Annotated in this window: 24 protein-coding genes and 1 tRNA gene; 22 read left to right on the top strand and 3 right to left on the bottom strand. The window is 64.3% G+C overall.

Annotated features, from left to right (window positions below; all coding sequences use genetic code 11):
- Positions 1-291 precede the first annotated feature (291 nt).
- The 16 genes from IE92_RS0106425 (at position 292) to IE92_RS0106355 (ending at position 12,534) form a co-directional block, all read left to right on the top strand.
- Positions 292-651 carry a hypothetical protein gene (locus IE92_RS0106425; protein WP_030147683.1) on the top strand — a complete coding sequence of 120 codons (360 nt, stop codon included), beginning with the start codon at positions 292-294 and terminating at the stop codon, positions 649-651.
- Between the two features lie 15 nt (positions 652-666).
- Complete coding sequence (locus IE92_RS0106420; protein WP_030147682.1) at positions 667-957, top strand: HK97 gp10 family phage protein; 291 nt, start codon at positions 667-669, stop codon at positions 955-957.
- Entirely contained in the window at positions 954-1,373 is a 420-nt protein-coding gene (locus IE92_RS0106415; protein ID WP_030147681.1) for a hypothetical protein, read from the top strand. The genes IE92_RS0106420 and IE92_RS0106415 overlap by 4 nt, the downstream gene beginning before the upstream one ends.
- A gap of 47 nt (positions 1,374-1,420) precedes the next feature.
- Complete coding sequence (locus IE92_RS0106410) at positions 1,421-2,005, top strand: hypothetical protein (protein WP_051701742.1); 585 nt, start codon at positions 1,421-1,423, stop codon at positions 2,003-2,005.
- Between the two features lie 78 nt (positions 2,006-2,083).
- Positions 2,084-2,464, top strand: a complete 381-nt coding sequence (locus IE92_RS0106405) for a hypothetical protein (RefSeq protein ID WP_051701743.1) — start codon at positions 2,084-2,086, stop codon at positions 2,462-2,464.
- A gap of 200 nt (positions 2,465-2,664) precedes the next feature.
- Complete coding sequence (locus tag IE92_RS18885) at positions 2,665-2,823, top strand: hypothetical protein (RefSeq protein ID WP_245601231.1); 159 nt, start codon at positions 2,665-2,667, stop codon at positions 2,821-2,823.
- A gap of 12 nt (positions 2,824-2,835) precedes the next feature.
- Entirely contained in the window at positions 2,836-6,642 is a 3,807-nt protein-coding gene (locus IE92_RS0106395; RefSeq protein WP_081863987.1) for a phage tail protein, read from the top strand.
- A 106-nt stretch (positions 6,643-6,748) separates the two neighbouring features.
- The gene (locus IE92_RS16505; protein WP_156027436.1) at positions 6,749-7,435 is read left to right on the top strand and encodes a hypothetical protein; all 687 of its coding nucleotides are present in this window, start codon (positions 6,749-6,751) and stop codon (positions 7,433-7,435) included.
- Positions 7,435-8,526, top strand: coding sequence for a hypothetical protein (locus IE92_RS0106390; protein ID WP_043321630.1), 1,092 nt, complete (start codon positions 7,435-7,437; stop codon positions 8,524-8,526). The genes IE92_RS16505 and IE92_RS0106390 overlap by 1 nt, the downstream gene beginning before the upstream one ends.
- A complete protein-coding gene (locus IE92_RS0106385; protein WP_030147675.1) occupies positions 8,526-9,104 on the top strand; it encodes a hypothetical protein in 579 nt (192 codons plus the stop codon). The genes IE92_RS0106390 and IE92_RS0106385 overlap by 1 nt, the downstream gene beginning before the upstream one ends.
- 9 nt (positions 9,105-9,113) lie before the next feature.
- Complete coding sequence (locus tag IE92_RS0106380; protein ID WP_051701744.1) at positions 9,114-9,461, top strand: hypothetical protein; 348 nt, start codon at positions 9,114-9,116, stop codon at positions 9,459-9,461.
- Positions 9,461-10,366: a hypothetical protein gene (locus IE92_RS0106375; protein WP_030147673.1), complete on the top strand. Its 906-nt coding sequence runs from the start codon at positions 9,461-9,463 to the stop codon at positions 10,364-10,366. The genes IE92_RS0106380 and IE92_RS0106375 overlap by 1 nt, the downstream gene beginning before the upstream one ends.
- Entirely contained in the window at positions 10,363-11,130 is a 768-nt protein-coding gene (locus tag IE92_RS0106370) for an alpha/beta hydrolase family protein (protein ID WP_030147672.1), read from the top strand. The genes IE92_RS0106375 and IE92_RS0106370 overlap by 4 nt, the downstream gene beginning before the upstream one ends.
- A gap of 50 nt (positions 11,131-11,180) precedes the next feature.
- Positions 11,181-11,984: a peptidoglycan DD-metalloendopeptidase family protein gene (locus IE92_RS0106365; protein ID WP_081863988.1), complete on the top strand. Its 804-nt coding sequence runs from the start codon at positions 11,181-11,183 to the stop codon at positions 11,982-11,984.
- Positions 11,985-12,007: 23 nt separating this feature from the next.
- A complete protein-coding gene (locus IE92_RS0106360; RefSeq protein WP_156027435.1) occupies positions 12,008-12,322 on the top strand; it encodes a hypothetical protein in 315 nt (104 codons plus the stop codon).
- A 14-nt stretch (positions 12,323-12,336) separates the two neighbouring features.
- Positions 12,337-12,534: a phage holin gene (locus IE92_RS0106355; protein ID WP_030147669.1), complete on the top strand. Its 198-nt coding sequence runs from the start codon at positions 12,337-12,339 to the stop codon at positions 12,532-12,534.
- A gap of 58 nt (positions 12,535-12,592) precedes the next feature.
- On the opposite strand, the gene IE92_RS18235 is transcribed toward IE92_RS0106355, so the two are convergent.
- Positions 12,593-12,733 carry a hypothetical protein gene (locus IE92_RS18235; protein WP_156027434.1) on the bottom strand — a complete coding sequence of 47 codons (141 nt, stop codon included), beginning with the start codon at positions 12,731-12,733 and terminating at the stop codon, positions 12,593-12,595.
- A 15-nt stretch (positions 12,734-12,748) separates the two neighbouring features.
- Complete coding sequence (locus tag IE92_RS0106345) at positions 12,749-13,009, bottom strand: hypothetical protein (RefSeq protein WP_030147668.1); 261 nt, start codon at positions 13,007-13,009, stop codon at positions 12,749-12,751.
- A 174-nt stretch (positions 13,010-13,183) separates the two neighbouring features.
- Here IE92_RS0106345 and IE92_RS0106340 point away from each other — a divergent pair.
- Positions 13,184-13,257 (top strand) — tRNA-Gly (locus IE92_RS0106340).
- 54 nt (positions 13,258-13,311) lie between these two features.
- Here IE92_RS0106340 and IE92_RS0106335 read toward each other — a convergent pair.
- Positions 13,312-14,289 (bottom strand): LacI family DNA-binding transcriptional regulator, encoded by a 978-nt coding sequence (locus IE92_RS0106335; protein ID WP_030147667.1) that lies wholly within the window; start codon positions 14,287-14,289, stop codon positions 13,312-13,314.
- Positions 14,290-14,376: 87 nt separating this feature from the next.
- Between IE92_RS0106335 and IE92_RS0106330 the strand changes: the two genes are divergently transcribed.
- The 5 genes from IE92_RS0106330 to IE92_RS0106310 all read left to right on the top strand — a co-directional run bounded on the left by IE92_RS0106330 (position 14,377) and on the right by IE92_RS0106310 (position 21,866).
- Positions 14,377-15,273 (top strand): PfkB family carbohydrate kinase, encoded by an 897-nt coding sequence (locus tag IE92_RS0106330; RefSeq protein ID WP_030147666.1) that lies wholly within the window; start codon positions 14,377-14,379, stop codon positions 15,271-15,273.
- 208 nt (positions 15,274-15,481) lie between these two features.
- Positions 15,482-16,990: a purine-cytosine permease family protein gene (locus tag IE92_RS0106325; protein ID WP_051701746.1), complete on the top strand. Its 1,509-nt coding sequence runs from the start codon at positions 15,482-15,484 to the stop codon at positions 16,988-16,990.
- 54 nt (positions 16,991-17,044) lie between these two features.
- A complete protein-coding gene (locus IE92_RS0106320; protein ID WP_081863989.1) occupies positions 17,045-18,700 on the top strand; it encodes a purine-cytosine permease family protein in 1,656 nt (551 codons plus the stop codon).
- Positions 18,697-21,390, top strand: coding sequence for a hypothetical protein (locus IE92_RS0106315; RefSeq protein ID WP_211250765.1), 2,694 nt, complete (start codon positions 18,697-18,699; stop codon positions 21,388-21,390). Before IE92_RS0106320 ends, IE92_RS0106315 begins: the two co-directional genes overlap by 4 nt.
- A 50-nt stretch (positions 21,391-21,440) precedes the next feature.
- On the top strand, positions 21,441-21,866 hold the full coding sequence (locus tag IE92_RS0106310) for an RbsD/FucU family protein (RefSeq protein WP_030147662.1): 426 nt from the start codon (positions 21,441-21,443) through the stop codon (positions 21,864-21,866).
- The last annotated feature ends 21 nt before the right edge of the window (positions 21,867-21,887 follow it).

Here is a 21,887-nt window from a genome sequence, read left to right as displayed (position 1 = left end):
CATCGCCCCCTGCATCGACTCGTTCCCGGTGGGGAGCGAGGACCAGAAGAACGCGATCGCGATCCTGCGAGGGGTGGCCGCCGAGGCACCCGTCGCAGGTTCCAGGCGCGTGCGCGCTCAGCGAATCGGCTCGGCATCTGTTGACTACTGGAATGCCGACACCTGGATGGACGAGGACCGCCGAGCGTTGCGATCGCTGTGCAAGGCTGCGGCCTCGCCCGCAGCTGGCCCTGTGGGCAGTTTCCCTGCCGCTCGCCCCATTTCCCGAGCCTGGCCGGAAGGGAGCTACTCGTGAATTTCCCCCATGGACGGACCGTGTACCGTCTCCGGCCAGGCCCGCTCGAGGATCCCTATTCAGGGGAGGTCATTCTCGGAGACTGGGACAACCCTGACATCCTCCAGATCCCGGGTGCATTCGTTGCTCAAACCTCAACTTCGATGCTTGCTGGTGCGAGCCGAGAGCAGGCACTGGAATCCAAGTCACTGTTTTGCGCCGCAAACGTCGACGTCCAAAAAGGCGATCGTATTCGCGCCGGTGGAGACGACGAGCCGATCTACTCGATAGACGGCATCCCGCCCGCCGCCGACGTGAATCCGTGGACCGGCTGGGCACCGGCGCGCGAGATACCGCTGACCCGCGCAGTCGGATAACCGAGGGAGAAAAGCATGCCGGCCAAGGGTCAAACGGAAGTCAACTTCAACACCTACTACTTCAACAACATCATGAAGTCTGCGGGTGTAGACAAACTCACGAAGGCGGCCGCCGACCGTGCCGCCGCCGAAGCGAAAAAAACCGCCCCAGTAGACACAACCGCATACCAGCAAAAAATCGGTGTTGAGGCCCGCCAGTCACGATACCGGCGTGTGTATCGTGTCGTCGGCCGAGATCCAAAAACCTTGCTTATCGAGGCCAAGACCGGCAACCTCGCCCGGGCGCTGAAAGCCTCGAAAACATGAGGGTCGTAGCCCCAGACCTAGAGCTCTGGCTCACCAAGCACGTCCGCGCGCTCGCCGCAGCCGAGAACAAGATTGCCGATGTCAGCAACAAGGAGCCATCTACGCTCGCGGTGCCATTGAAGAAACCGTTGATCGTGATCCGAGTTGATCCCGGCGCTCGACTATCTCCTGTCACCTTCGATATATCCATCGGAGCATCTGTCTTGGCCGGGTCTAAACAGAACGAATCCCCCGCGAAAGATCTTGCACGCTGGCTCGCTGGGATCCTCCACGACGACGCCTTGCCCCTGGTAGATGACAGCCCCATCGCATTCGTCAACTGGGACGGCTGCACCAGCCCGGCCACGGTGATCGACCAACTCGATGTGTCCCGTCAATACCTGACGGCTCAATACGTCGTCTCTGGCTCTTGGTGAGCCATCCACTCAACTAACCCCCGCACCGCGGGAGAAGGAGCACACTCATGACTGCTGATTCTCAGGGCAACGACCTTGACGCCGTTGGCATCCCGATCACGGGACTGGCCGCGTTCGCACCAGTCCTTGCCGCCAACGTCATCGAAAAGAACAAGCTGGGCGCGAGCCCGCTGGTACTGCCCGCGGCGTATAAGCGCCTCGGCCTGTACAAGCAGGACGGCGGTCCTGCCGAAAGCCGTGAAGGCGGCGACGCGCTGGAGTTCTTCCAGAAGGGCTACTCGTTGGCCGGCGACGGTACTCGAACCGTGGTTATCGGCCTGGCCGAGCAGAATCCCACCGTCCAGGCACTCCTGGAGGGAGCCGAGCCTGATGTCAACGGCGTGATCGAAGTTTCCTCGTCCCTGCCAAACAACCGTTTCATCCTGCTGGTCGTCACCAAGTACCGCAACGGTACCGAAAAGCGTCGCATCGGCGTCGCGGCAATCACCGCGATCGAGCCGGACCAGCAGGAGCGCGGATCCGTCGAGGGCGCAAACGTGACCTTCACTTGGCAGGAAGACCCGCTGTTCAACAGCGCACCCTTCTGGCAGTGGGGCCCGGCGGCTCCCGCCACCGTTCCCTCCGAGGGGTAGCACAGACCACTGGCCGGGGTGTCATCGGGTCGCCCCGGCCAGTTTTCAATCACACCCGATAACCCGAAAGGAACAACCATGACTGCAAAGACCACTGCTGCTGCAACCGCTGCCGAGCCCGAGTACGATTTCGACAACTGGTCCGAAGAGGACGAAGCCAAGGCGCTCGCCGCTCTCGCACCGGACATCAAGCACATCATCGTCGAGAAGAACTTCATCGGCCGTTTCCCCGACGGGACCATCGTGAAGGTACCCCTCTCGATCAGCCTGGACGATGTTGATGCGATGAGCAAAGACTCGGTAAACCCTGTCGACCAGTTCAAGACCCTGCTGTCCCAGGTCGGCGGGGACGAGGTGTCCGCCGAGTTCTCCCGGCACGATCTGACCGAGACCATCGCGATGTCCGAGCGATTCTTCACGACCTTCTCGCGTATCACTTCGGCCACACTCCCGGAATAATCGCCGTCGCCCAGATCATCACAAAGCACCGCGGATTGGTCGCTCGCACTCTGCGCGAAGCGTTCAGCGTGGGGCTGTCGGATCTGGGCGACGGCCTGTCCTGGGGTGAGGCAAAGCTCTTGATCGAAGAGGCTGCTGGGGACCCAAGCACAGCGTTTGGGGCAGAACTTGCCGGCTGGGCATACCCCGCGACTACGCCCATGCTGATCTCGCTGATGGCGCAAATCAGCGACCAAAAAGCAGCGAACGCGGTAATGCCCTGGGTGATGAATAATCCCCGCAGACACGGCGCTCAGGCAACCACGGACGAGGTTGCGGAAGCTGCTGCACAACTGGAAGACAGCATCGTCTTCAGCTAGCTAGGAGGCGACATGTCATCAGAGGTTGGGTCCGGACACATCAGCATTTTTCCGGTGATGCCGGGGTTCAAGTCCCGTGTCGCCAAGGAAACAAAAAACGCTGGTGCTGAGGGGGCCAAGTCTTTCGAGGGCGGGTTCTCCAAGGCTGGCGCGAAGACAGGTCGCAGCCTCGGCCGCGACCTGAAGTCAGGGCTGTCGGCCGGAGCTGGTGACCTGGGCGCGGCGGAGCTGGGCAAACTGAATCGCAGTGTTGCCGCAGCCTCCGCCGCGCTGTCCAAGACTCGTCTTCGGCAGCAAGATGACGCAGGTAAGGTGCGCATCGCAGAGGTTCGCCTCCAGGAGGCGATCGCGAAATCTGGGGAGGGATCAGCACAGGCGGTCGCCGCAGAGGAACGCCTAGCGACTGCCCGCCGAAACCACAGTGCATCCACCGATGCGGTCACGGCTGCGTCAGTTCGTCTCAAGGCAGCACAGGAGGCCCTCTCTAGCGCGACAGCTACGGTCTCGGTGGCCACAAGCGCGGGGTCAAATTCTCTGCAGAGGTTCGCCAAGGATTTGCAAGCAGGCTGGCAAGAGGCCCGCGCCGGATCGTCGGCGTTCACCGGCGTAGGCGCTGCAATCGGTCAGCTTGCACGCGCGGTAGTGGATCCGGCAGTTGGTGGGCTGGGACGATTCCGACAGGGATTTTCCGATGCCCAGATTGCCGCATCATCGTTCTCTGGCGCGCTCGGTACTCTCGGCGGGGCGACGCGTGTGTTTACCGATGCGCTTGCTCGGCCGTGGCTGAACTTCATTGACGGGTTCCGCGATGCGAACGCAGCCGCGTCAAAGTTCACAGGCGTGCTCGGCTCTCTGGGAGGTACTTCCCGGAAGGTCTTCAACGCGATCACCTCGGCTGCGCGCACTGCTGGCTTGTGGGTTGCTTCACCCTTCATAAATTTCAAAACAGGGTGGTCCTCGGTCGCGGCTGCTGCATCGAGTTTCACGGGCGTTTTCGGGACTCTTGGTGGTGCGGCCCGGGCAGCATCTAACGCAGTCGCCTCTGGCGCACGCACGGCCGCGCTGGCCGTGTCCTATCCGTTCCGAAACTTTGTCGCTGGCTGGGCTTCGGCTGCAGGCGCAGCATCGTCATTTACCGGTGTGTTTGGATCGATCGGCGGCGCAGCTCGGCAGGCGGCCTCAGCTGTCGGCTCGGCAATGTCGAGCATGGGTGCCGGAGTCGTATCCGTGGCATCTGCGATCGGCTCGCGCGTGCAGGCCGTCTTTGCCCCCGTCACCAATGCCGTGCGCAGTGTCGCAACTACCGTCGGCAACGCCTTCTCATCGGTGGCGTACTCTGTAGGCCGCTACCTCGCCCCAGTGGGCGCAGCTGTGGGCAGCGTCTTTTCCAAGGTGGCCTCCACGGTCGCCTCCGCCGCATCGCAGATCACTCCGAAATTCGTCTCTGGGCTGGCAGGCATAGGCTCTGCCGCAGCATCCAGCCTGCAGTCAGTGGTGGAAGCCGCCGCGCGTGCCGGTGCTGCCGCCGGGCAGGCTCTTGGTGCCGGCATCAAGAACGTGGCCACCGCCGGTGTCCTGGCAGCCGGCACGACAATTGGCGTTGCCCTTGGGTCGGGACTTGCCCGTCTTACCGCGATCGACACAGCCCGTGCCAAGCTGACAGGCCTCGGAAGCGACGGTCAAAAAGTCGCCCTAATCATGAAAGACGCAACCGCGTCAGTCAAGGGAACGAGCTTCGGTCTGGGCGAGGCCGCTACGGTTGCGGCCTCGGCCGTCGCCGCCGGTATCAAGCCAGGCGAAGCACTCCAAAAGCACCTCAAGTCAATCGCTAACAACGCCTCCACCGCTGGCATGTCCATGGAAGAAATGGGCTCGATCTTCAACAAGGCCGCCACCCAGGCGAACGGCGTGCAGAACGATGTCATCAGCCAGCTCGGTGACCGAGGACTCCCGATCTATCAGGCCCTCGCTGATCAGATGGGGGTGACCGCTGGCGAAGTCTTCAAACTGGCTTCCTCGGGCAAGGTCGATTTTGCCACGTTCTCAATCGCTGCTGAAAAGGCCGCCGGAACGGTTGCGGATGAAATCGGGAAGACCATTCCCGGGGCATTCAAAAACCTGAAGGCAAGTCTGGGACGTTCCGGCGCGAACATCTTCGGAGGCATCAACAAAGAGACCGGCGAAATGTACGGTCTCTACTCGCGTATCGGACCGCTAATCAAGGCTGTTACCGACGCGATGGAGCCGCTTGAAGCACGTGCTGCAGCGATCGGCACCAAGCTCGATACGCTCCTCGGCCCCGCGCTAGAGCGCATCACCGGATTCTTCACCCACCTCAGTACCGGCGCCGGACTCGTCGGCACCAAGCTTGAAAGCCTCTCGGGGATCATCGGTCCGCTCGGTGGCGTTATGGCTGCGCTCGGAGCTGGCGGGCTCGCCTCGATCCTGGCGAAGCTCGGTCCTCTCGGTGCCCTTATCCCTGGGCTAGGAGGTGCCCTCGGGCTGCTGGCGTCACCGTTGGGAATCGTTGCCGCGGCATTCGCCGGGTTCGCCCTCAGCGGTGGCGACGCCAGTGCACTGGTGTCGAGCATTACGGGGATCGTGGGCAGCGTGGTTGCCGCGCTCCCTGGGCTTGTGACGCAGATTGCTGCGTTCATCCCAAAGATCGTGTCGTCAATTCTTGAGCAAGTTCCCGCGCTCTTGGCTGCCGGCACTCAGATCGTCGATGTGCTGGTGCAAGGACTTGTGCTGGCGCTCCCCACGATCATCACGGGCGCGCTCGCGCTGGTCCAGGGACTGATCTCGGCAATCGTTGCGAATCTGCCGTTGATAATCCAGGGCGCGATCACACTGGTGACCACGCTAATTCAGGGAATCGTGACAGCGATCCCCCTCCTGGTCCAGGCCGCGTTGCAGCTAGTCAACGGTCTACTCACTGCGATAGTCGCAGCGCTGCCCGTCATCATCGAGGGTGGCATTCAACTGCTCATGGCTCTGATCTCTGGGCTTATCAGTGCGTTGCCTCAGCTGCTCACGGCAGCGTTGGATCTCGTCATGGGGCTGCTGACAGCGATCCTGAATAATCTGCCGATGATTATTGATGCCGGAATTCAGCTGCTGTTGTCGCTGGTCACGGGCCTGATTGGCGCACTCCCGCAACTGATTACTGCCACGATCACGCTCGTGTTGCAGCTGGTGGCGGGGCTGCTGAAGATGCTGCCGAAACTCATTGAGGCAGGACTCCAGCTTGTGGTGTCGCTAATCATCGGCCTGGTCAAGGCGATTCCGCAGATCATTGCCATGTTGCCGCAGATCATCGCGGCAATTTGGAACGGCCTGATGGGGGTCAACTGGCTAGACCTGGGTGTGCAAATCGTGATGGGCATCATCAAGGGCCTTGGATCGATGGTTGGGTCACTGGTCAACGCGATCGTCAAACTCGCCGGATCCGCGTTTCAGGGGTTCAAGGACTTCTTCGGTATCAAGTCCCCGTCCCGGCTGATGCGCAAGGCTGGCGTGCACGTGGTGGAAGGCGCTGTTGGCGGTGTGGAAGACGAGGGGCCAAGCTTCAGTGCGGCCCTGGTCACCATGGCCAAGAGTGCGTCGTCACGAGCGCAGTCGGCGATGTCCTCAGTATCAGCGGAGGTATCGGGAAGTGCCGTGTCAGGTGGCAGGTCAACTGCAACGCCTGGAGGTGGAGATCACGATCAGCGAGACGATACCGGCAAGAGTCCGGAAGCCAACCGGCCCGTGCAAATCGACGTACACAACCCCGATCCGATGGTCGCGGCGCGTGTGATTGCTGAACATCTAAGGTGAGGAGTGTGGCATGCGCATAAGCATCCAAACAGTCGCACGGCCGGCGGAAGTACTCACGCTAGTAGACGGTCCAAGCAGCAACCCGTGGCCTGTCCGAGGCGAGGTCGTGGGGCTCGAGCGCGACGGATTGGAAGGTTGGTATAGCCCGGCCTCCACCCGGGTAGATGACCAACCTGATCTGCCCCATCTGCACGGAACGTATTGGCCAGAAGCGGTGTACCTGAGCAACCGGGTACTCACGATTCGTGGGTTCCATGCTGCAGGCATTGGGTCGGGCTCGTCGTTATCGGCGGCCCGGCTGAGGGATCGTGTCGCGGCGCTGGTGGGTGAGGTGGTCATGGTGACCGTCGATGACCCTGCCGGCCCGCGGCACGTGACCGGCTATGTGGCAGATGCGCCCGGAATCGATCGCCTGTCAGAGCGCCGCTCAAAGTTCTCACTGGTTATCTCGTGCCCGGACCCGCTGAAGTACGGTCCGCGTGTGGACTATTCGGTATCCGGGGCCAGCGTGCTGGTATTGAATTCCGGCACGGGCCCAGTGGCGCCGGTGCTGACAGTTTCCTCTCGGGTGACCGTAGTTGATGTTCAGCTTGGGGGTTCCCGTGTGCGCTGGAGCGGGGCCGCCGATTCTTTGCTGCTGGATCTGGGCGACGGCCGGCCGCTCGGCCCAGATGGACAGGAAACGGGTGTGCTGATCTACGCCGATGCGCTGCGGGTTCCCCCCGGTGAGCATCGGCTGACAGTGACGTGTGATGGGTCTTTGACGGTTTCGGTTCGATCGGGATGGAAATAATGCAGGTTCGTATTTTCAACACTGTCGATGGGTCCCCCGTGCTCGGCTCAAACGTCGCCCCCGTATCCAATGTTTCGTGGTCACTCGATTACAACGCGCCCGACTCGATGGAGCTCACCCTTGACAAAACGCGTGAGCTCGCAAGATGGAACGCCCGTGAGAAAATCCGCCCGTGGAAGCACTGCGCCGCTCTGATCGACGGCGGCGAGGTGATCGCCGCAGGCCCAGTACTTCGTCGCAAATGGACCGGCGGGCTCACCGTCACCTGTGGCGGCGGCTGGGATCTGTTCCAAAAACGACTGGTACTCAACTACGCGCTCGCCGCAGCATGGCGTGATGGCGAGGTCGTCTTAGATGAGGACAACCCGGCTCCGCAGTGGCTGCTGACCTTCGCCGGGATGTCACTCGGCGGGATCGGGGCAGCTCTGGTTCGTGAGGCGCTCAAATGGGGGCCCCTGTTGGTAGATACCCCGGGGACCCCCGAAGTGGGTATCAACGTGCGAACGTATCAAGGCTGGGATCTCGCGACTACTGCCGAACGACTCACTGATCTGACGGGGGTGCTGAACGCTCCGATGATCCGTTTTGCCCCGTACCTGCGCGCAGACGGGAATCTACGGTTCCGGTATGAGTCTGGCGCTGTCGGTAACTATCGGCGCATGGCGGAAACGATGCCCGGTCACGGCGTAGTGCTCACCGATGTGGACGAGGACGGTTCATCCATGGCCACCGACATGTTTGCTTTGGGTGGCCGAAACGAGGACATCGTGCTGGCATCACGCTCGACATCCCGGGCGTTGCCGGATGCAGGATGGCCGGTCATGCAAGTGGCCGATAAATCGCACACCTCGGTGTCAGATCTGGCCACGTTGAAGGGGTACACCAATCAAGGGGTGGTGGATGGCTCGACCGTGCCCGAGTCGACCAAGCTGCGTGTGCGCGCTTCCGAGGGGATCCGCCCCGGAGACGTGATCGATTTGACTGCGAGCAACACCTTCCATGGCACACGTGAGGTGCAGCTTCACGTGGCCCAGGTAACTGGTGGCCTTGGTGAGTGGTGCGATGTGACTGGTTTCCCCGAGGAGGTCTGATGCTGAAACCCACCAACGATCCCCTGGAGCTGCTGCGCCGCCGCCAGGCGGACGAGGCAAAATCCACGAGGGAAGCACTTGGCGCTTCAGGCACACAGCCATTTCAGGCGGTCCGCAAGCTCAAGCAGCAAATCGAGGAGCTCACGCAATTCGTGAATGCCATCCCTCAAATCGTGTCAGGTCAGGCAAACGTTTCCGGGTGGAGTGTGGATACGCCACCGGAGGCGGGAGACTGGACGACCGTCGCATCCGTCGTCCTGCGCCGCCCCGAGGGCCGCTCACGTGCGGTGGTGCAAGGCATTGTGAACGCCTCGGCGGTGCAGGACACCTCGGAGTTTGGAAACTTCGCGATGAAGGGACGCATCGTGATTGCGGGGGCTGCCTCACCCAACGCTGACGGCAGTCTGGAACCGGCGGCGTCAACAACCCGGTCCACGCTGTCGCTCTCCCACATTCGAGACTTCACCACAACCGCGTCCACCGTGCAGGTTGATATCCAGATCCGCGGCCGATACAGCAACTATCCAGCATCAAACGCAGCCTCGCTGTCGGTCCAGGCGAGCTTCACCCAAATCTAAGGAGGAACGATGAGTGTACTCGCTCAAAACACCGCCCGCGCTGATGTCCTGTTGCGCCGCGGTGTTTCAGAGACGTGGGGCGTGAGGTGGGAACAAGACTCCGGATCTGGGTATGCGCCGGTGGACATTTCCACATGGTCTGGGACTGTTCAGCTTCGCTCTGACACCGGCGAGGTATGGGCCGAATTCCCGGTACAAACGTTCACCGATGGTCTCGCTACCGTGACGATCGCAGCGGATGCTCTCACGACCCCTATCTGGGCCACTCGCGGAGCCGGCAACTGGCGGATGAACATCACCAACACATCCGGACACGTCGAGCGCCTAGCCGACGGCTACTTCTATTTGGAGGACTAATGGTCAATCAGATTCTCGACCGGCGTACTATCGCAATCCCTGGCGGCAAGGGCGACACAGGCGACGTCACCCCGGAACTCCTCTCGGCCCGGGACCAGGCAGTACAGGCCCGGCAGGCAGCCGACACAGCTCGCAACCAGGCCGAGGTATTCGCCGCAAACACCGTTGCTCTACAGGACGCCGCGATGACCTCAGTCGCCTCCGACGCCGCATCACAGTTCTCTGCAGTGCAGAAAACCAAGATCGAGGTGGCGGTCGGCCCCGTCATTACCGCCGCAACCGCCACAGCGCTCGCCGCAGGAAGTGCCCCTACCGTCTCGTTTACCGACCAAGGCCGCAACCGAACCATCAGATTTGGCATTCCCGTCGGCCGCGACGGAATCCCGCCCTCGCTCTCTGGAACATACGCCGCTCGCCCAGCAGCAAACAGCGTGCCTGCAGCAACGATCTATTACCCCACCAACGTCCCCGAGACGTACCGGTCTGATGGGTCTGTGTGGAGTGTTGTCGGTGCCGGAGGGAACGAGCTGGGATATGCGCAGCTCACCAGCCAGTTCAACACAGCATCAACTACGCCTGTGGACGTGCCAGGGCTGACCGTAACCTTCGTTGTGGGGGAGCGCCCCATCATGCTGCGTTTGGATGCCGACATGGCCAGCCAGGGCCCAAACGGTACTGCGGTGGCTCACATCATTCTTGACGGCGTGCGCCTGGCCGGCCCTGGCCTCAACGCCCCGCCTGCAGACCGGTGGGTGACCATCAGCCGAGGGGTGAGGAAAGGCGGCTTGGTCCCCGGATCGACCCACGTAGCGAAGATTCAGCTGCAGTCCGCGGCTACCACTTACAGCGCCCGCATCACTGGTGATTCGACCAACCCGGCATCGCTCTCGGTGGTGACGCTATGAGTTTCAATGCCATGTCGACGAGTTACTCTAACGGGTCGCTCGCTGACGGGGCCGCCATAGCAGGCGAAGGAACACTCGTTATCGAACCGAAGTACCGACGCCCGGACCTCAGATATCCGGTGCAGTTTGTGCACGGCGCAGGAAGTGACGCGCTGTACTGCTTGAGCCCGCTGGGAAACCAAAACACTCTCACCCAGATGGTGGCCGCCGAAGGCTACAGTGCGACCTCGGGCGAAAACGGTGGTCCTCAAACCTGGGGCAACCTCACCTCGCTCCGAGGAGTGGACGCCCACTATGCACGTGGCCAGACCCTGGCAAATGTCAAGACCGGTAAAACTGCCTTGATTTCCGGGTCAATGGGTGGGCTGATCTCCATGAATTGGGCGGCCGCGAACAGAGCAAAAGTCTCCTGCATCGTCTCCGTGATCCCGGTCTGCAACGTCACAGACATCGTGACAAACAACCGTGAAGGATACGCCCAGTTCGCGAACTCAGCCTATGCAGGGGGCTGGTCCGAAGCCACGTACGGCGCAGGGCATAACCCGTTCACGCTGTCCCAGGCAGGCAAGCTCGCGGGGATCCCGATGCTGTTTTTCTACGGGCTCACCGACAAGCTCTGCACTCCGACCTGGCCCGAGCAGATGAAACAGCACGCAGGAAACAACCTCACGTTGGTACCACTGCAATCTGGCCACGACTACGACTCGTATGCAGCCGTCAACCAGCCAATGATCGTCGACTTCCTCAACACCTACAACGTCTAAACCCCACGCCCTGCCTCGTGCAGGGCATTTCTAATTCGAAGGAGCAACCCATGCCTCTACCCTTCCCACTCAACAACGTTGGTGCCCGATTCGGAAAGCGCAATTTCGCCGCTGACCCATACCACAAGGGCATCGACTTCCCCATGCCAGCCGGCACACCAGTGCCCGCCGCCGCCGCCGGCACCGTCACCGGTACCGGCTACCTGGCATCCATCAACCAGTGGGTCGAGATCGACCACGGCAACAGCCTCGTCACCCGATACCACATGCTCGGCAGCGTCACCGTGGCCCGCGGCGGCCGCGTCGCCGCCGGCCAGACCATCGGCCGCGTCGGGCCCAAGCATGGAGTGAGCACCGGGGAACACCTCCACTTCGAGCTACGAGACAAAACCCGCAACGACGCAATCTACGGCACCGCGATCGACCCGATCGCAAACATCACCCGTCTCGACGGCGCACCGACCACCACCCCTTCTGGCGGAGCGCCCAACGTGCGCGCCATCCAGCTCGCGCTCGCCGGCCGCGACTACGCGGTGGTTGTAGACGGCAAGGACGGCCCGCAGACACGAGGCTTCATTACCCAGTACCAGCGAGCCCTCGGGCTCACCCCGGACGGCGTGGCCGGCCCCATCCAGACATGGCCGAAGCTGCGCATCGTCGAAGACGGGGTCCGCGGGCCGCAGATCATTCGCGCCGTCCAGGCCGCGCTCGGCATCCGCCCCGATCTCCGCGACGGTATCGACGGGCCGGTAACCAAGCGTCTCGCGCTCGCCAAGTACGGCATCACACTTTCTCAGGCGACGCCGGCGCAGATTATCGACCTCCAGCGCCGCGCTAACGCCGGCACGCTGTGACCGCGGAGACCGAGGAGCCCGCCGTGCGCGTCACACTCTCGGCGATCTACGCCGAGGTTGGCGGACTGAAGTCGGAGGTTGCTGCCCTTGTCGCGCAGCTTGGCCCCCACGTCATCCTCACCAAAGAAAAACAGGGCGAATACGAAAAGCGCCTGGAGAATCACGGGGACCGTCTCGGGAACATCGAAGGTCGCCTCACCCGGATCGAAGCAGCCCAGCGGCCACGCGCTCCCTGGTACGTCGTGACCGGTGCTGTGGTCGGGATACTCACGGGTGCCGGCGCTTTGATCGCGCTGGTGGGGACCCTGGCTCGTATCGCTGAACTATCCAATCCGTAGAAGGGAAGTAGATCATGAACAACATCATCCGAAATCCAAAGGCCCGAGCGTACATCTATGGCATCTTGGTAGCCGCCGGCGGGGTGGCTCTGATCTATGGCGTGGCCACGGAGACTCAGATTGCGGGCTGGCTGGGACTTGCCGGCTCAATCTTGGGTAACGGCCTCGCGCTGGCCAACACACCGACCGCGGGAAAACACGCCGCGGAGTGATAAAAGTGGGGCGACTCTTTCGAGAGTCGCCCCACCTTTTCGCTGTTAACCGCGGTCGCTACTTCTCTTTTCGGATGGAGAGGATGGTGTGCCCTGCCGGCACCTGTGCCTGCGCTAGTTCCAGCGCGTCCTCATAGGTGTCAGCCTCCACTTCAATGGTGGTTACGTCCGACGGCCGTATCTGCAAAATAACCTTCATCAGAGAATGGTTCTATTACTGCGGAAGAATGGGGGCTGCCGTTGCCGGCTGGCGGGACGACTGCCGCAGGTCGGGACCATAATGCTTGTTCCACCAGGTGTTGTGGCTGCAGTACTGGCACTTCTTGAAGAACGGAAGGAACAGGAGGCCGATTCCAGCAGTACAGAAACCAATCGCAATGAGGGTCCACTGGCGACCGATGTTCGCGCCGCCGCGTTCGCACGGCTTGCAATCGACGCAGCCTCGCTGGGAGTAGACATTCTGGTGGTTGGACACGACTGGTCCTTTCGGGTTGTGGGTAATCGTCTGACCACAGTGTAACGGTGAGCAGCAGGTGCCCTAGTCTCGATTCATTTTTGGAGAGTAAGTGGAGGATTCGCGTTTTTCATTCGCCCTCTCGTGATACGGTTGATCCAATCAAACGGCGCGATCTCGGGCCAGTTTAGATACGCGAATGTAGTTCAATGGTAGAACTCCAGCTTCCCAAGCTGGTAGCGCGGGTTCGATTCCCGTCATTCGCTCCAGTTCTTGAAGCGATATCCGCGGCCCCTGACCGATGCGCGCACTCGGCTCTAGCGCTAGTGCCCGGTGGACTCGCGCACCAGCACCCGCGGGGTCACCAGCAGGCCCGTGGTTCTTGTCCCGTCGACAATTTCCAGCGAGGCGCGGACGATCTCATCCACCACCGAGTCCAGCGTGGTGAGACCGGGGCTCGTCACGCCCGAGAGCGCGGTGCCATCGAAGGTGGCCAGGGCGATGTCCTGGGGGATGCGCAGGCCCGCGTGCTGAAATGCGGTGAGCAGGCCCAGCGAGACCACGTCGGCCGTGCAGATCACGGCGTCCGGCATGTCCGCCGAGTCGCGCAGGACGCGGGCGGCTTCGGTTCCGCTGTGCATCGAGAACGTGGGCATCTGCAGGACCGTGCAGCCGAGTCCGGCCACCTCGCGGAACGCTTCGGCACGCTCACGACTGGCCGAGGAGCGCGGCTCCGCATCCACCAGGACGATGCGCTCGCGTCCGCTGGAGCGCAGGTGCTCAACCAGCAGGCGGATCCCGGCGGCGTTGTCCAGCCTGACCGCGGGGGCGTCCACCCCGGCGGCGATACGGTCCACCTGGACCACCGCATGCGTGGTCGCCAGGGCCGAAATTGCCGGGGCGCTGCCCTCGTGATCCACCGGGGCGATCAGGACCGCATCCACCATCACCCGGTCCATTTCCGCGAGTTGGCGGCGTTCGCTCTCGACCGAGTCGTTGGTGTCGAAGGTCACCACGCGGCGGCCCTCGGCGTCGAGGTGCCGCGAATAGGAGGCGACCAGCTCGGCGTAATAGGGGTTGGCCACCGAGGGCACCACGAGCGCGATCGAGCCGGTGGTTTGCAGGCGCAGGGCGCGGGCCGCGGCATTCACGCGGTAGCCGAGCTCCACGGTGGCGGCCTGGACGCGCTCGGCCAGCTCCGGGGCCACGTTCCGATCCACGCCGGAGAGCACCCGGCTGGCGGTCGTTGGGGAGACACCCGCGGCGGTTGCCACATCCTTGAGACTCACGCGTCTGGCCATCGGTCCTCCTGCACGTCAATCTTTTTAGAGTACCAACAACACGGCCTCCGGCTTGACAGATTTAGAACCTCATGCGACATTTGGGAAATGCATTTCCCACACAATGATGTTGACGTTTTGGTGATCGGCTCGGTAAACCTCGATACCGGATTCACGCTGCCCCGCGCCCCGCGGGTGGGCGAGACGATCGCCGCGCTCGACATGGTGGAACGCGGCGGCGGAAAGGGCGCAAACCAGGCCTATGCCGCCGCCCGCGCGGGCGCGTCGACAACGCTGCTGGCGGCCGTCGGGCACGACGCCGATCCCGCCCTCGCCGACCTGCGCACGGTAGACGTGGCCCTGGGAGACCTGGTGAGCGTCCCCGACGTACCCACCGGACGCGCGGTTCTGCTGCTGGCCGGCGGCGAAAACACCATTGTGGTCAATGCCGGTGCCAACGCCCACCTCACCGCACAGCACGTGAGCGACTGGGCGTCGGCCCACGCTGCACCGAGCGTCGTGGCCCTGCAGCACGAGGTCGAGGCCCCCGTGATCGATGCCGCCCTCGACGCCTTCGGCGAGCGCGCCCGCATCGTCCTGAACCCCTCCCCGTGGCGCGACGGCGCGGCCGAAGCCGTGCGCCGTGCCCACGTGGTGGTGCTCAACGAGGTCGAACTGGAGCAGGCCCTGGGCCTGGAACCGGTCACCGATGAGGAGCCCCTGGCCATCGCCCACCGCCTGATCGGTGACCTGCCCGGCGGCGACGTCGTGGTCACCCTCGGCGGCGACGGCGCCCTCGTGCGCCAGGACGGCGAGATCACCCACGTGCCCGCGATCCGCACCACCCCGGTCGACACCGTCGGTGCCGGGGATGCGTTCCTGGGAACCCTGACCGCGGCCCTCGCCCGCGGCGAAGACCTGGTTTCGGCGGCCACCGCCGGGGCCACCGCGGCCGCAGTAGTGGTCACCATTCACGGCGCTCGGGATACAACTCCGATGCCCTAGCCCGACCCCAGACCCGCCCGATTCGGGTTCCCAGGCGCAGGCCGGGCCCGACGACATTCGGCTCCCTCCCAGCAGCGCCCCGCATCGTGGACTCCCGTCCACGTCCCCCATCTTCGTGAACCCGACAACGCGATCACGATCCCGGTGCTCAGTCACCCCGGTTTCCGGGCACCACCACTCCCCACAACCGCCATTTGAAAGGCACATCATGAGCAACGAGGCTCAGGCTCGCGACACCGCAGGCTCAGCCCTCACCGTTGAAACCAACGGTGTAAACCCCGTCCCCGACAGCGAACGTCGAGGTTCCCCCCGGGGCCTGTTCGCCGTGTGGTTCGCCTGGAACATTTCGATTCTGGGCATCAGCTACGGCATCTTCGTTTTCACCCTGGGACTGGATGTCTGGCAGACGATCCTGGCCGGCACCATCGGCTACATCATCTCCGCCTCCCTGGTGGGTGTGCTGGCCGTCGGCGGCCCGCGCACCGGCCTGCCCACCCTGGTGCAGACTCGGTTCGCGTTCGGCCTGCGCGGCAACGTGGTGCCCGCCTTCTTCGCCTACCTGTCGAACATGGGCTGGAAGGTGACCATCATCACCCTGGCCTCCACCACCGGTGCCAACCTGTTCTCGACCCTGTGGCCGAGCGTCTTCGGTAACGGTTCGGGCAAGCCCGCGACCTTCATCGTGGTCATCTGGTTTGTGGTTGTCCTCGCGGTGACCATGGCCGTGGCCGTGCTGGGGCACGAGTTCATCATGAAGATCGAGGTGTGGATCTCCTGGGTCACCGGCATCATGACCATCGCCTTCCTGGGCTTTGTGCTGCCCGAGGTCAAGTGGGACCAGCTGGGTCAGACCCCGGCCGGCGGCCCGCTTGTCTTCATCGGCGGCGTGATCATGGCCATGACCATGGTGGGCATCGGCTTCCTCAACTACGGCGGTGACTTCGCCCGCTACCTGCCCCGCAAGACCCCGGCCAAGTCGGTCATCGGCTGGACCACCCTGGGCCTGTCGCTGCCGGTTGTGGCCCTGCTGATCGTGGGTGCCCTGCTGGTGGGCAGCGATCCCAAGCTCGGTGCCGCCGCCGCCTCCGACCCGATCGGTGCGCTGACCGCGCTGCTGCCGATGTGGTTCTTCATCCCGTTCTCGATCGTGATCGTGATCTCGCTGATCTCGGCCGCCATCACCGGTGTCTACAGCTCCGGCCTCGCCCTGATGGCCGTGGGCTTCCCGCTGCGCCGCTCGATGACCACCGCGATCAACGCGCTGATCATCGCCGCCGGAGCCTTCTACCTACTCTTCATCTCCGACTCGTTCCTGGCGACCTTCCAGTCCTTCCTCTCGCTGATCGCGGTCATGATGGGCACCATGGGTGGCATCCAGCTGGTGGACTTCATCCGTCAGCGTCGCCTGAACTGGGACACGCGTCTCGCGCTGCCCGCCGGTTACGGTGGACGCACGGTGCGCTGGACCGCCCTGGCCAGCCTGGCCCTGGGCACCATCGTGGGCCTGGGTACCGTGACCAGCGCCGACCCCAACTTCGCTCACGTCACCGGGTTCCTGCTGACCCCGGAGGCACGCGCCGGGGTGATCGGCTCCAGCAACATCGGAGTGATCATCGCCCTGGTACTCGGTGCGGCAAGCTACGCTCTGCTCACCTTCGGTTTCAAGCTTGATCCGAAGCCCGATTTCTCCAAGATCGACCCGTCGATCACCAAATAACATCCCCGGGGCGCGGCACCCGCCGCGCCCCGGCGGTTTCCTCAAGGGAGCAACATGAGCGACAACGCAGCGGGCGCCATCGGCACCCCCACCGGCAGCACAATGGGGGTCGAGGCGAACGGTATCAATCCGGTTCCGGACGCCGAGCGTCGAGGTAAGCCCAGCGGGTTGTTCCCGGTCTGGTTCTCCTGGAACGTCTCGATCCTGGGGGTGAGCTACGGCATCTTCATCTTCACCCTGGGGCTCAATGTCTGGCAGACGATCATCGCCGGAACCCTCGGCTATCTGATCTCGGCCGCGCTGGTCGGCCTGATCGCCGTGGGCGGTCCGCGCACCGGCCTGCCCACGCTCGTGCAGACCCGCTTCGCGTTCGGCTCCAAGGGCAACTTCCTGCCCGCCTTCTTCGGCTACCTCTCCAACACCGGCTGGCAGGTGACCAGCATCACGCTGGCCTCGACCACCGGGGCGAACCTGTTTGCTAAGGTGTGGCCCGCGCTCTTCGCCGGAGACGGCGGTGCCCCCACCGTGCCGACCACCGTGGGCTGGTTCATCGTGGTGCTCGCGGTCACCATGACCGCCGCGGTGTTTGGCCACGGGTTCATCCTGGCCATCGAGGTGTGGATCGCCTGGATCACCGGCGTGATGACCATCGCGTTCCTGTTCTTTGTGCTCCCCGAGGTCAAGTGGGGTCAGCTGGGCACTGCCCAGGCGGGCGACCCGTTTGTGTTTGTGGGCGGCATCATCATGGCCATGACCATCGTGGGCATCGGCTTTATCAACTCCGGCGGCGACTTCTCCCGCTACCTGCCGCGCAAGACTCACGCCCGCGGCGTGATCGGTGCCACGACCTTCGGTATCGCCGTCCCGGTGATCGCGATGCTCGTCGTGGGGGCGCTGCTGGTCGGCAGCGACGCCAAGCTCGGTGAGGCCGCCGCCAACGACCCGATCGGCGCGCTGACCTCGCTGCTGCCTATGTGGTTCTTCATCCCGTTCTCGATCGTGATCGTGCTGTCCCTGGTGTCCGCCGCGACCACCGGTATCTACAGCTCGGGCCTGGCCCTGATGGCCGTGGGATTCCCGCTGCGCCGCTCGGTCACCACCGCGATCAACGCGCTGCTGATCGCCGCCGGGGCCTTCTACCTGCTCTTCATCTCGACCTCGTTCCTGGCCACGTTCCAGTCCTTCCTCTCGCTGATCGCCGTGCTGATGGGCACGATGGGTGGCATCCAGCTGGTGGACTTCATCCGTCAGCGTCGCCTGAACTGGGACATTCGGATGATCAACGGGTCGGGATTCGGCGGCCGCGACTGGCGCTGGACCGCGTTTGTGAGCCTGATCATCGGGACCATCGTGGGCCTCGGCACCGTGACCAGCGCCGACCCCAACTTCGCCCACATCACCGGATTCTTCCTCACCCAGGAGGCCCGCGAGGGTGTGATCGGGGCCAGCAACATCGGCGTGATCGGCGCAATGGTGCTCGGTGCCGCGCTCTACGCGCTGCTGACCTTCGCCCTCAAGGTGGACCTGCCGCCGGACCGCTCAAAGCTCCCGGCCGCCGAGCAGGGTGACCTGCCCGCGGATGCCGAGATCCTGGCGGTCGGGGTGGCCGTGGCCGCCTCCACTGCCGTTCCCGAGGCGCCCGCAGCCTCCGCGGCCCCCGGAACCGTCGCGGAACCCGAGGCCGAGCTCGACCCCGAGGCTGCCCGATGAGCGCCGAGCGCGCCGCTGACGCTGCCAACACCGCTGACACCGACACGGTGTTGGCCACCGACGCGTCCTTCCTGACCCCCGACGCCTGGCACTCCCCGGCGACCTACTGGTTCTGGCACCACCTCCCCGACGAGGAGCAGGTACGCACCCAGGTGCGTCAGATGCACGCGGCCGGAATCAAGAGCTTCCAGGTTCAGGCGCGCCTGTCGTTCCCGATGCATGAGTATCTGGAACCCGCCTACCTCGCCGCGTGCCGCTGGGCCGTGGAGGAGGCCGCCGCGCTCGACATGATCGTGGGCTTCTACGACGACTACAACTGGCAGACCGGTCAGGCCGGTGGCCGCGCGGTTGTCGGGCACGACCACCTGCGCGAGCGCCACCTGTTCTGGACCCGGATCGAGCTTTCGCAAGGCGCGGGAACCGGGGAAATCTCCGGCATCGTCTCGGGCACCGAGGGCCTCGGGCCCGCCGCGATGGCCTGGCACTACGACGGCGGCGTCCCGCTCTGGACTAACTGGCGGATCGAGCGGGCGCTGGCATCGAGCCCGTCCGGCGTCGTGGACATCGCCGCCGCCACCCGCATCGAGGCCACCGATACCGAGGCCGCGCTGAGCATCACCGGGGCGGACCCCGCGCTGGGGTCGGCACTGGTCCTGGTGTCCGCCAGGTCCGCAACCTCGCACCTCGTCAACCCGCTGGACCCCGAGGCCGTGGATCGCTTCATCGAGGCGGGCTACGAGCCCTTCCGCGAGGCCGTGGGCGACCACTTCGGATCCACGGTGCGCTACGTCTTCTTCGATCAGCCGCACGCGGTGTACTACGACTGGGCGCAGCGCTCGGGCGGGGTCGGCTCCTCGGTCCCGATCCACACCACCACGCTGGATCTGGCCCGCGCGCTCGGCGAAGACACCCATGCGGCCACGATCTGGGCGGTCTTCACCGAGACCGAGGACCCCGCGGCCCTCGCCCTGCGCGCCCGATTCTGGCAGTTCTACGCCGAGCTCTCGATGGAGGGGTTCCTGGGGAAGCTGCGTGACTGGAGCCACCGCTACGGCCTGCTGCAGTCGGGGCACGAGGTCCTGACCCACATCGGCACGTTCACCCCGGGCACCGAGTTTGGCGACTGGGATCTGCGGGCAAACTTCGGCCTCGACCACTTCGGCGTGGATGCCTACCGCGACCTCACCGCCGTGGATGCTCAGGACGGCGTGGCTCAGCTGAGCCCGCGCCTGGGCGACTCGATCGCCCGCGCAACCGGGCGCACCGGCACGATCGTCGAGCAGTACTTCCTGACCCCGCCCGAGGGCGGCACCCCCTGGTCGGGCCACTGGGGCCTGACCCTGGACGAGCTGCGTTCCACCACGATCCGGCACCACCTGGCGGGCATGCGGCAGATGGTCTTCCACGGGTTTTACCAGACGCACGGGCACGGCAACGATCATGAGTCGATGGCCAACCCGCGCTTCGACTTCCCGCCGGGCATCAATTTCGAGCCCTGGTTTGCGGACTTCCACGCGGCCTATGCCACCGAGTCTGCCCGGCTGAGCGAGTTCCTCGAACCGCTCTCCGATGAGGCCTGCGTGCTGCTGTTCTGGCCGCTGCGCACGATCTGGACGCACGGGCAGTCGGGCGACCACTTCGATCAGTTTGGTGCGTGGGCGAAGGCTTTGGACACCGCGGGAATCGCCTGGCGGGTGGTGGATGAGCGCTCGCTGTCCGACATCGCGGCCGGCACGGTCCCGACCGCCAGGGTCCTGATTCTGCCGGGCGTGCGGACCCTCGCGAGCGCGGCGAGCATCGAGGAGCTGGATGCGATCGACGCCGCCGGAATCCGCGTGATCTCCACCGGGTTCGGTCTGGAAAACCTGCAGGACGGCGCCGATGTTCGGGCGCTCCCCGCCACCCGTCTGGACGCGGTCCCCGATGCCGCGAACCTGGCCTCCCGGCTCGGGGTTTCTCGATCCGGAGACTCGGGTTTTGTGCCCGCCGGTCCCTCGGCCGGGCTGCGGATTCGCTCCGGGGTCGACGCCTCGGGACGCACCCGGGTGGCCCTCTTTAATGATGGAACGGAATCCGTCGAAGGATCGCTGTTGGGCGCAAACATCGTGGAGTGGGCGGCCGCGACCGGGCTTGCCACTGCGCTCCATGACGCGCGCCTCACCCTGGCACCGGGTGAACTTCGGCTGTTTGTTTGGGACTCGTCCGGACCTGGTGCGGACGCCGATACTGAGTCGGCTTCGGCAGATGTTGCCCCCGTCCGCCCGGAGGCCGCAAACGTCCGCGTTTTGGCCGGCGACTGGGACCTCACCCCGCTCCCGGACGGGTCCCCCGTCCCGGTGGACGTGACCGCCGGCTGGCAGACCGTGCTCCCCGAATACTCGGGCGCGGCCACCTACCGCACCACGTTCGAGCTGGCCGAGGTCTCGGGTGCGATCCTCGAGTTGCCCGCGGTGTCTGGCTCGGCACGCCTGTCGATCAACGGCACTCCCGTCGGCGAGCGCGGCTGGCGTCCCTACCGTTTCGAGATCCCCGCGGAGCTGCTGCGAAAGGGCACCAACGAGGTCGCGATCACCGTGTTTGGATCCGCCGCCAACGAGTTCTATGCGGGCACCGGGCTGCGGCCCGAACCCGAGCTCAACGGGCTCCTGGCCGCCCCCGAACTGCTCCTCACTCCCCGAGCGGAAGGCTGACACAGTGCCTCCCGAACTGTTCCTTGCTCCCCCAACGGAAGGCTCACTCCATGCTTAAGGGAATCGATCCGCTGCTCTCGGCGGACCTGCTCTATGCGATCACCCGGATGGGACACGGCGACGTGCTCGCCGTGGTGGACCGCAACTACCCGGCCCACGCGGCCGGAGCCGAGGTCATCACGCTACCCGGGATCGACGTGACCCGGCTGGCCGAGGCGCTGTTTACGGTATTCCCGGTGGACACGTTCATCCCCGAACCGATCGGCCGGATGCAGGTCGTGGGTGAACCGGACACCATACCCGAGGTGCAGCGCGAGCTGTTCGCCGCCGCCGAGGCGGCCGAGGGTCGCGAAATCGGCATCGAACCGATCGAGCGCTTCGAGTTCTACGAGCGTGCCCGCCGCGCCTTCGCGGTGATCGCGACGACCGAGGACCGCCCCTACGGATGCTTCCTCGTCACCAAAGGCGTGGTCTAACCCAAGGGCGTGGTCTAACCC

The sequence above is a fragment of the Mycetocola saprophilus genome (assembly GCF_000718085.1).
GTDB lineage: Bacteria > Actinomycetota > Actinomycetes > Actinomycetales > Microbacteriaceae > Mycetocola > Mycetocola saprophilus.
Note: the sequence above shows the minus strand (reverse complement) of the source record. Positions and strands in the feature narration are given on the sequence as shown.

Excerpts from the sequence above, each read along its gene's own strand:
- IE92_RS0106355 (WP_030147669.1), top strand. The coding sequence starts at position 12,337 with ATGAACAACATCATCCGAAATCCAAAGGCCCGAGCGTACATCTATGGC.
- IE92_RS0106320 (WP_081863989.1), top strand. The coding sequence starts at position 17,045 with ATGAGCGACAACGCAGCGGGCGCCATCGGCACCCCCACCGGCAGCACA.
- IE92_RS0106370 (WP_030147672.1), top strand. The coding sequence starts at position 10,363 with ATGAGTTTCAATGCCATGTCGACGAGTTACTCTAACGGGTCGCTCGCT.
- IE92_RS0106380 (WP_051701744.1), top strand. The coding sequence starts at position 9,114 with ATGAGTGTACTCGCTCAAAACACCGCCCGCGCTGATGTCCTGTTGCGC.
- IE92_RS0106330 (WP_030147666.1), top strand. The coding sequence starts at position 14,377 with ATGCATTTCCCACACAATGATGTTGACGTTTTGGTGATCGGCTCGGTA.
- IE92_RS0106325 (WP_051701746.1), top strand. The coding sequence starts at position 15,482 with ATGAGCAACGAGGCTCAGGCTCGCGACACCGCAGGCTCAGCCCTCACC.
- IE92_RS0106335 (WP_030147667.1), bottom strand. The coding sequence starts at position 14,289 with ATGGCCAGACGCGTGAGTCTCAAGGATGTGGCAACCGCCGCGGGTGTC.
- IE92_RS0106410 (WP_051701742.1), top strand. The coding sequence starts at position 1,421 with ATGACTGCTGATTCTCAGGGCAACGACCTTGACGCCGTTGGCATCCCG.
- IE92_RS0106395 (WP_081863987.1), top strand. The coding sequence starts at position 2,836 with ATGTCATCAGAGGTTGGGTCCGGACACATCAGCATTTTTCCGGTGATG.
- IE92_RS18235 (WP_156027434.1), bottom strand. The coding sequence starts at position 12,733 with ATGAAGGTTATTTTGCAGATACGGCCGTCGGACGTAACCACCATTGAA.
- IE92_RS18885 (WP_245601231.1), top strand. The coding sequence starts at position 2,665 with ATGCTGATCTCGCTGATGGCGCAAATCAGCGACCAAAAAGCAGCGAAC.
- IE92_RS0106310 (WP_030147662.1), top strand. The coding sequence starts at position 21,441 with ATGCTTAAGGGAATCGATCCGCTGCTCTCGGCGGACCTGCTCTATGCG.
- IE92_RS0106420 (WP_030147682.1), top strand. The coding sequence starts at position 667 with ATGCCGGCCAAGGGTCAAACGGAAGTCAACTTCAACACCTACTACTTC.
- IE92_RS0106405 (WP_051701743.1), top strand. The coding sequence starts at position 2,084 with ATGACTGCAAAGACCACTGCTGCTGCAACCGCTGCCGAGCCCGAGTAC.
- IE92_RS0106390 (WP_043321630.1), top strand. The coding sequence starts at position 7,435 with ATGCAGGTTCGTATTTTCAACACTGTCGATGGGTCCCCCGTGCTCGGC.
- IE92_RS0106365 (WP_081863988.1), top strand. The coding sequence starts at position 11,181 with ATGCCTCTACCCTTCCCACTCAACAACGTTGGTGCCCGATTCGGAAAG.
- IE92_RS0106385 (WP_030147675.1), top strand. The coding sequence starts at position 8,526 with ATGCTGAAACCCACCAACGATCCCCTGGAGCTGCTGCGCCGCCGCCAG.
- IE92_RS0106415 (WP_030147681.1), top strand. The coding sequence starts at position 954 with ATGAGGGTCGTAGCCCCAGACCTAGAGCTCTGGCTCACCAAGCACGTC.
- IE92_RS0106375 (WP_030147673.1), top strand. The coding sequence starts at position 9,461 with ATGGTCAATCAGATTCTCGACCGGCGTACTATCGCAATCCCTGGCGGC.
- IE92_RS0106315 (WP_211250765.1), top strand. The coding sequence starts at position 18,697 with ATGAGCGCCGAGCGCGCCGCTGACGCTGCCAACACCGCTGACACCGAC.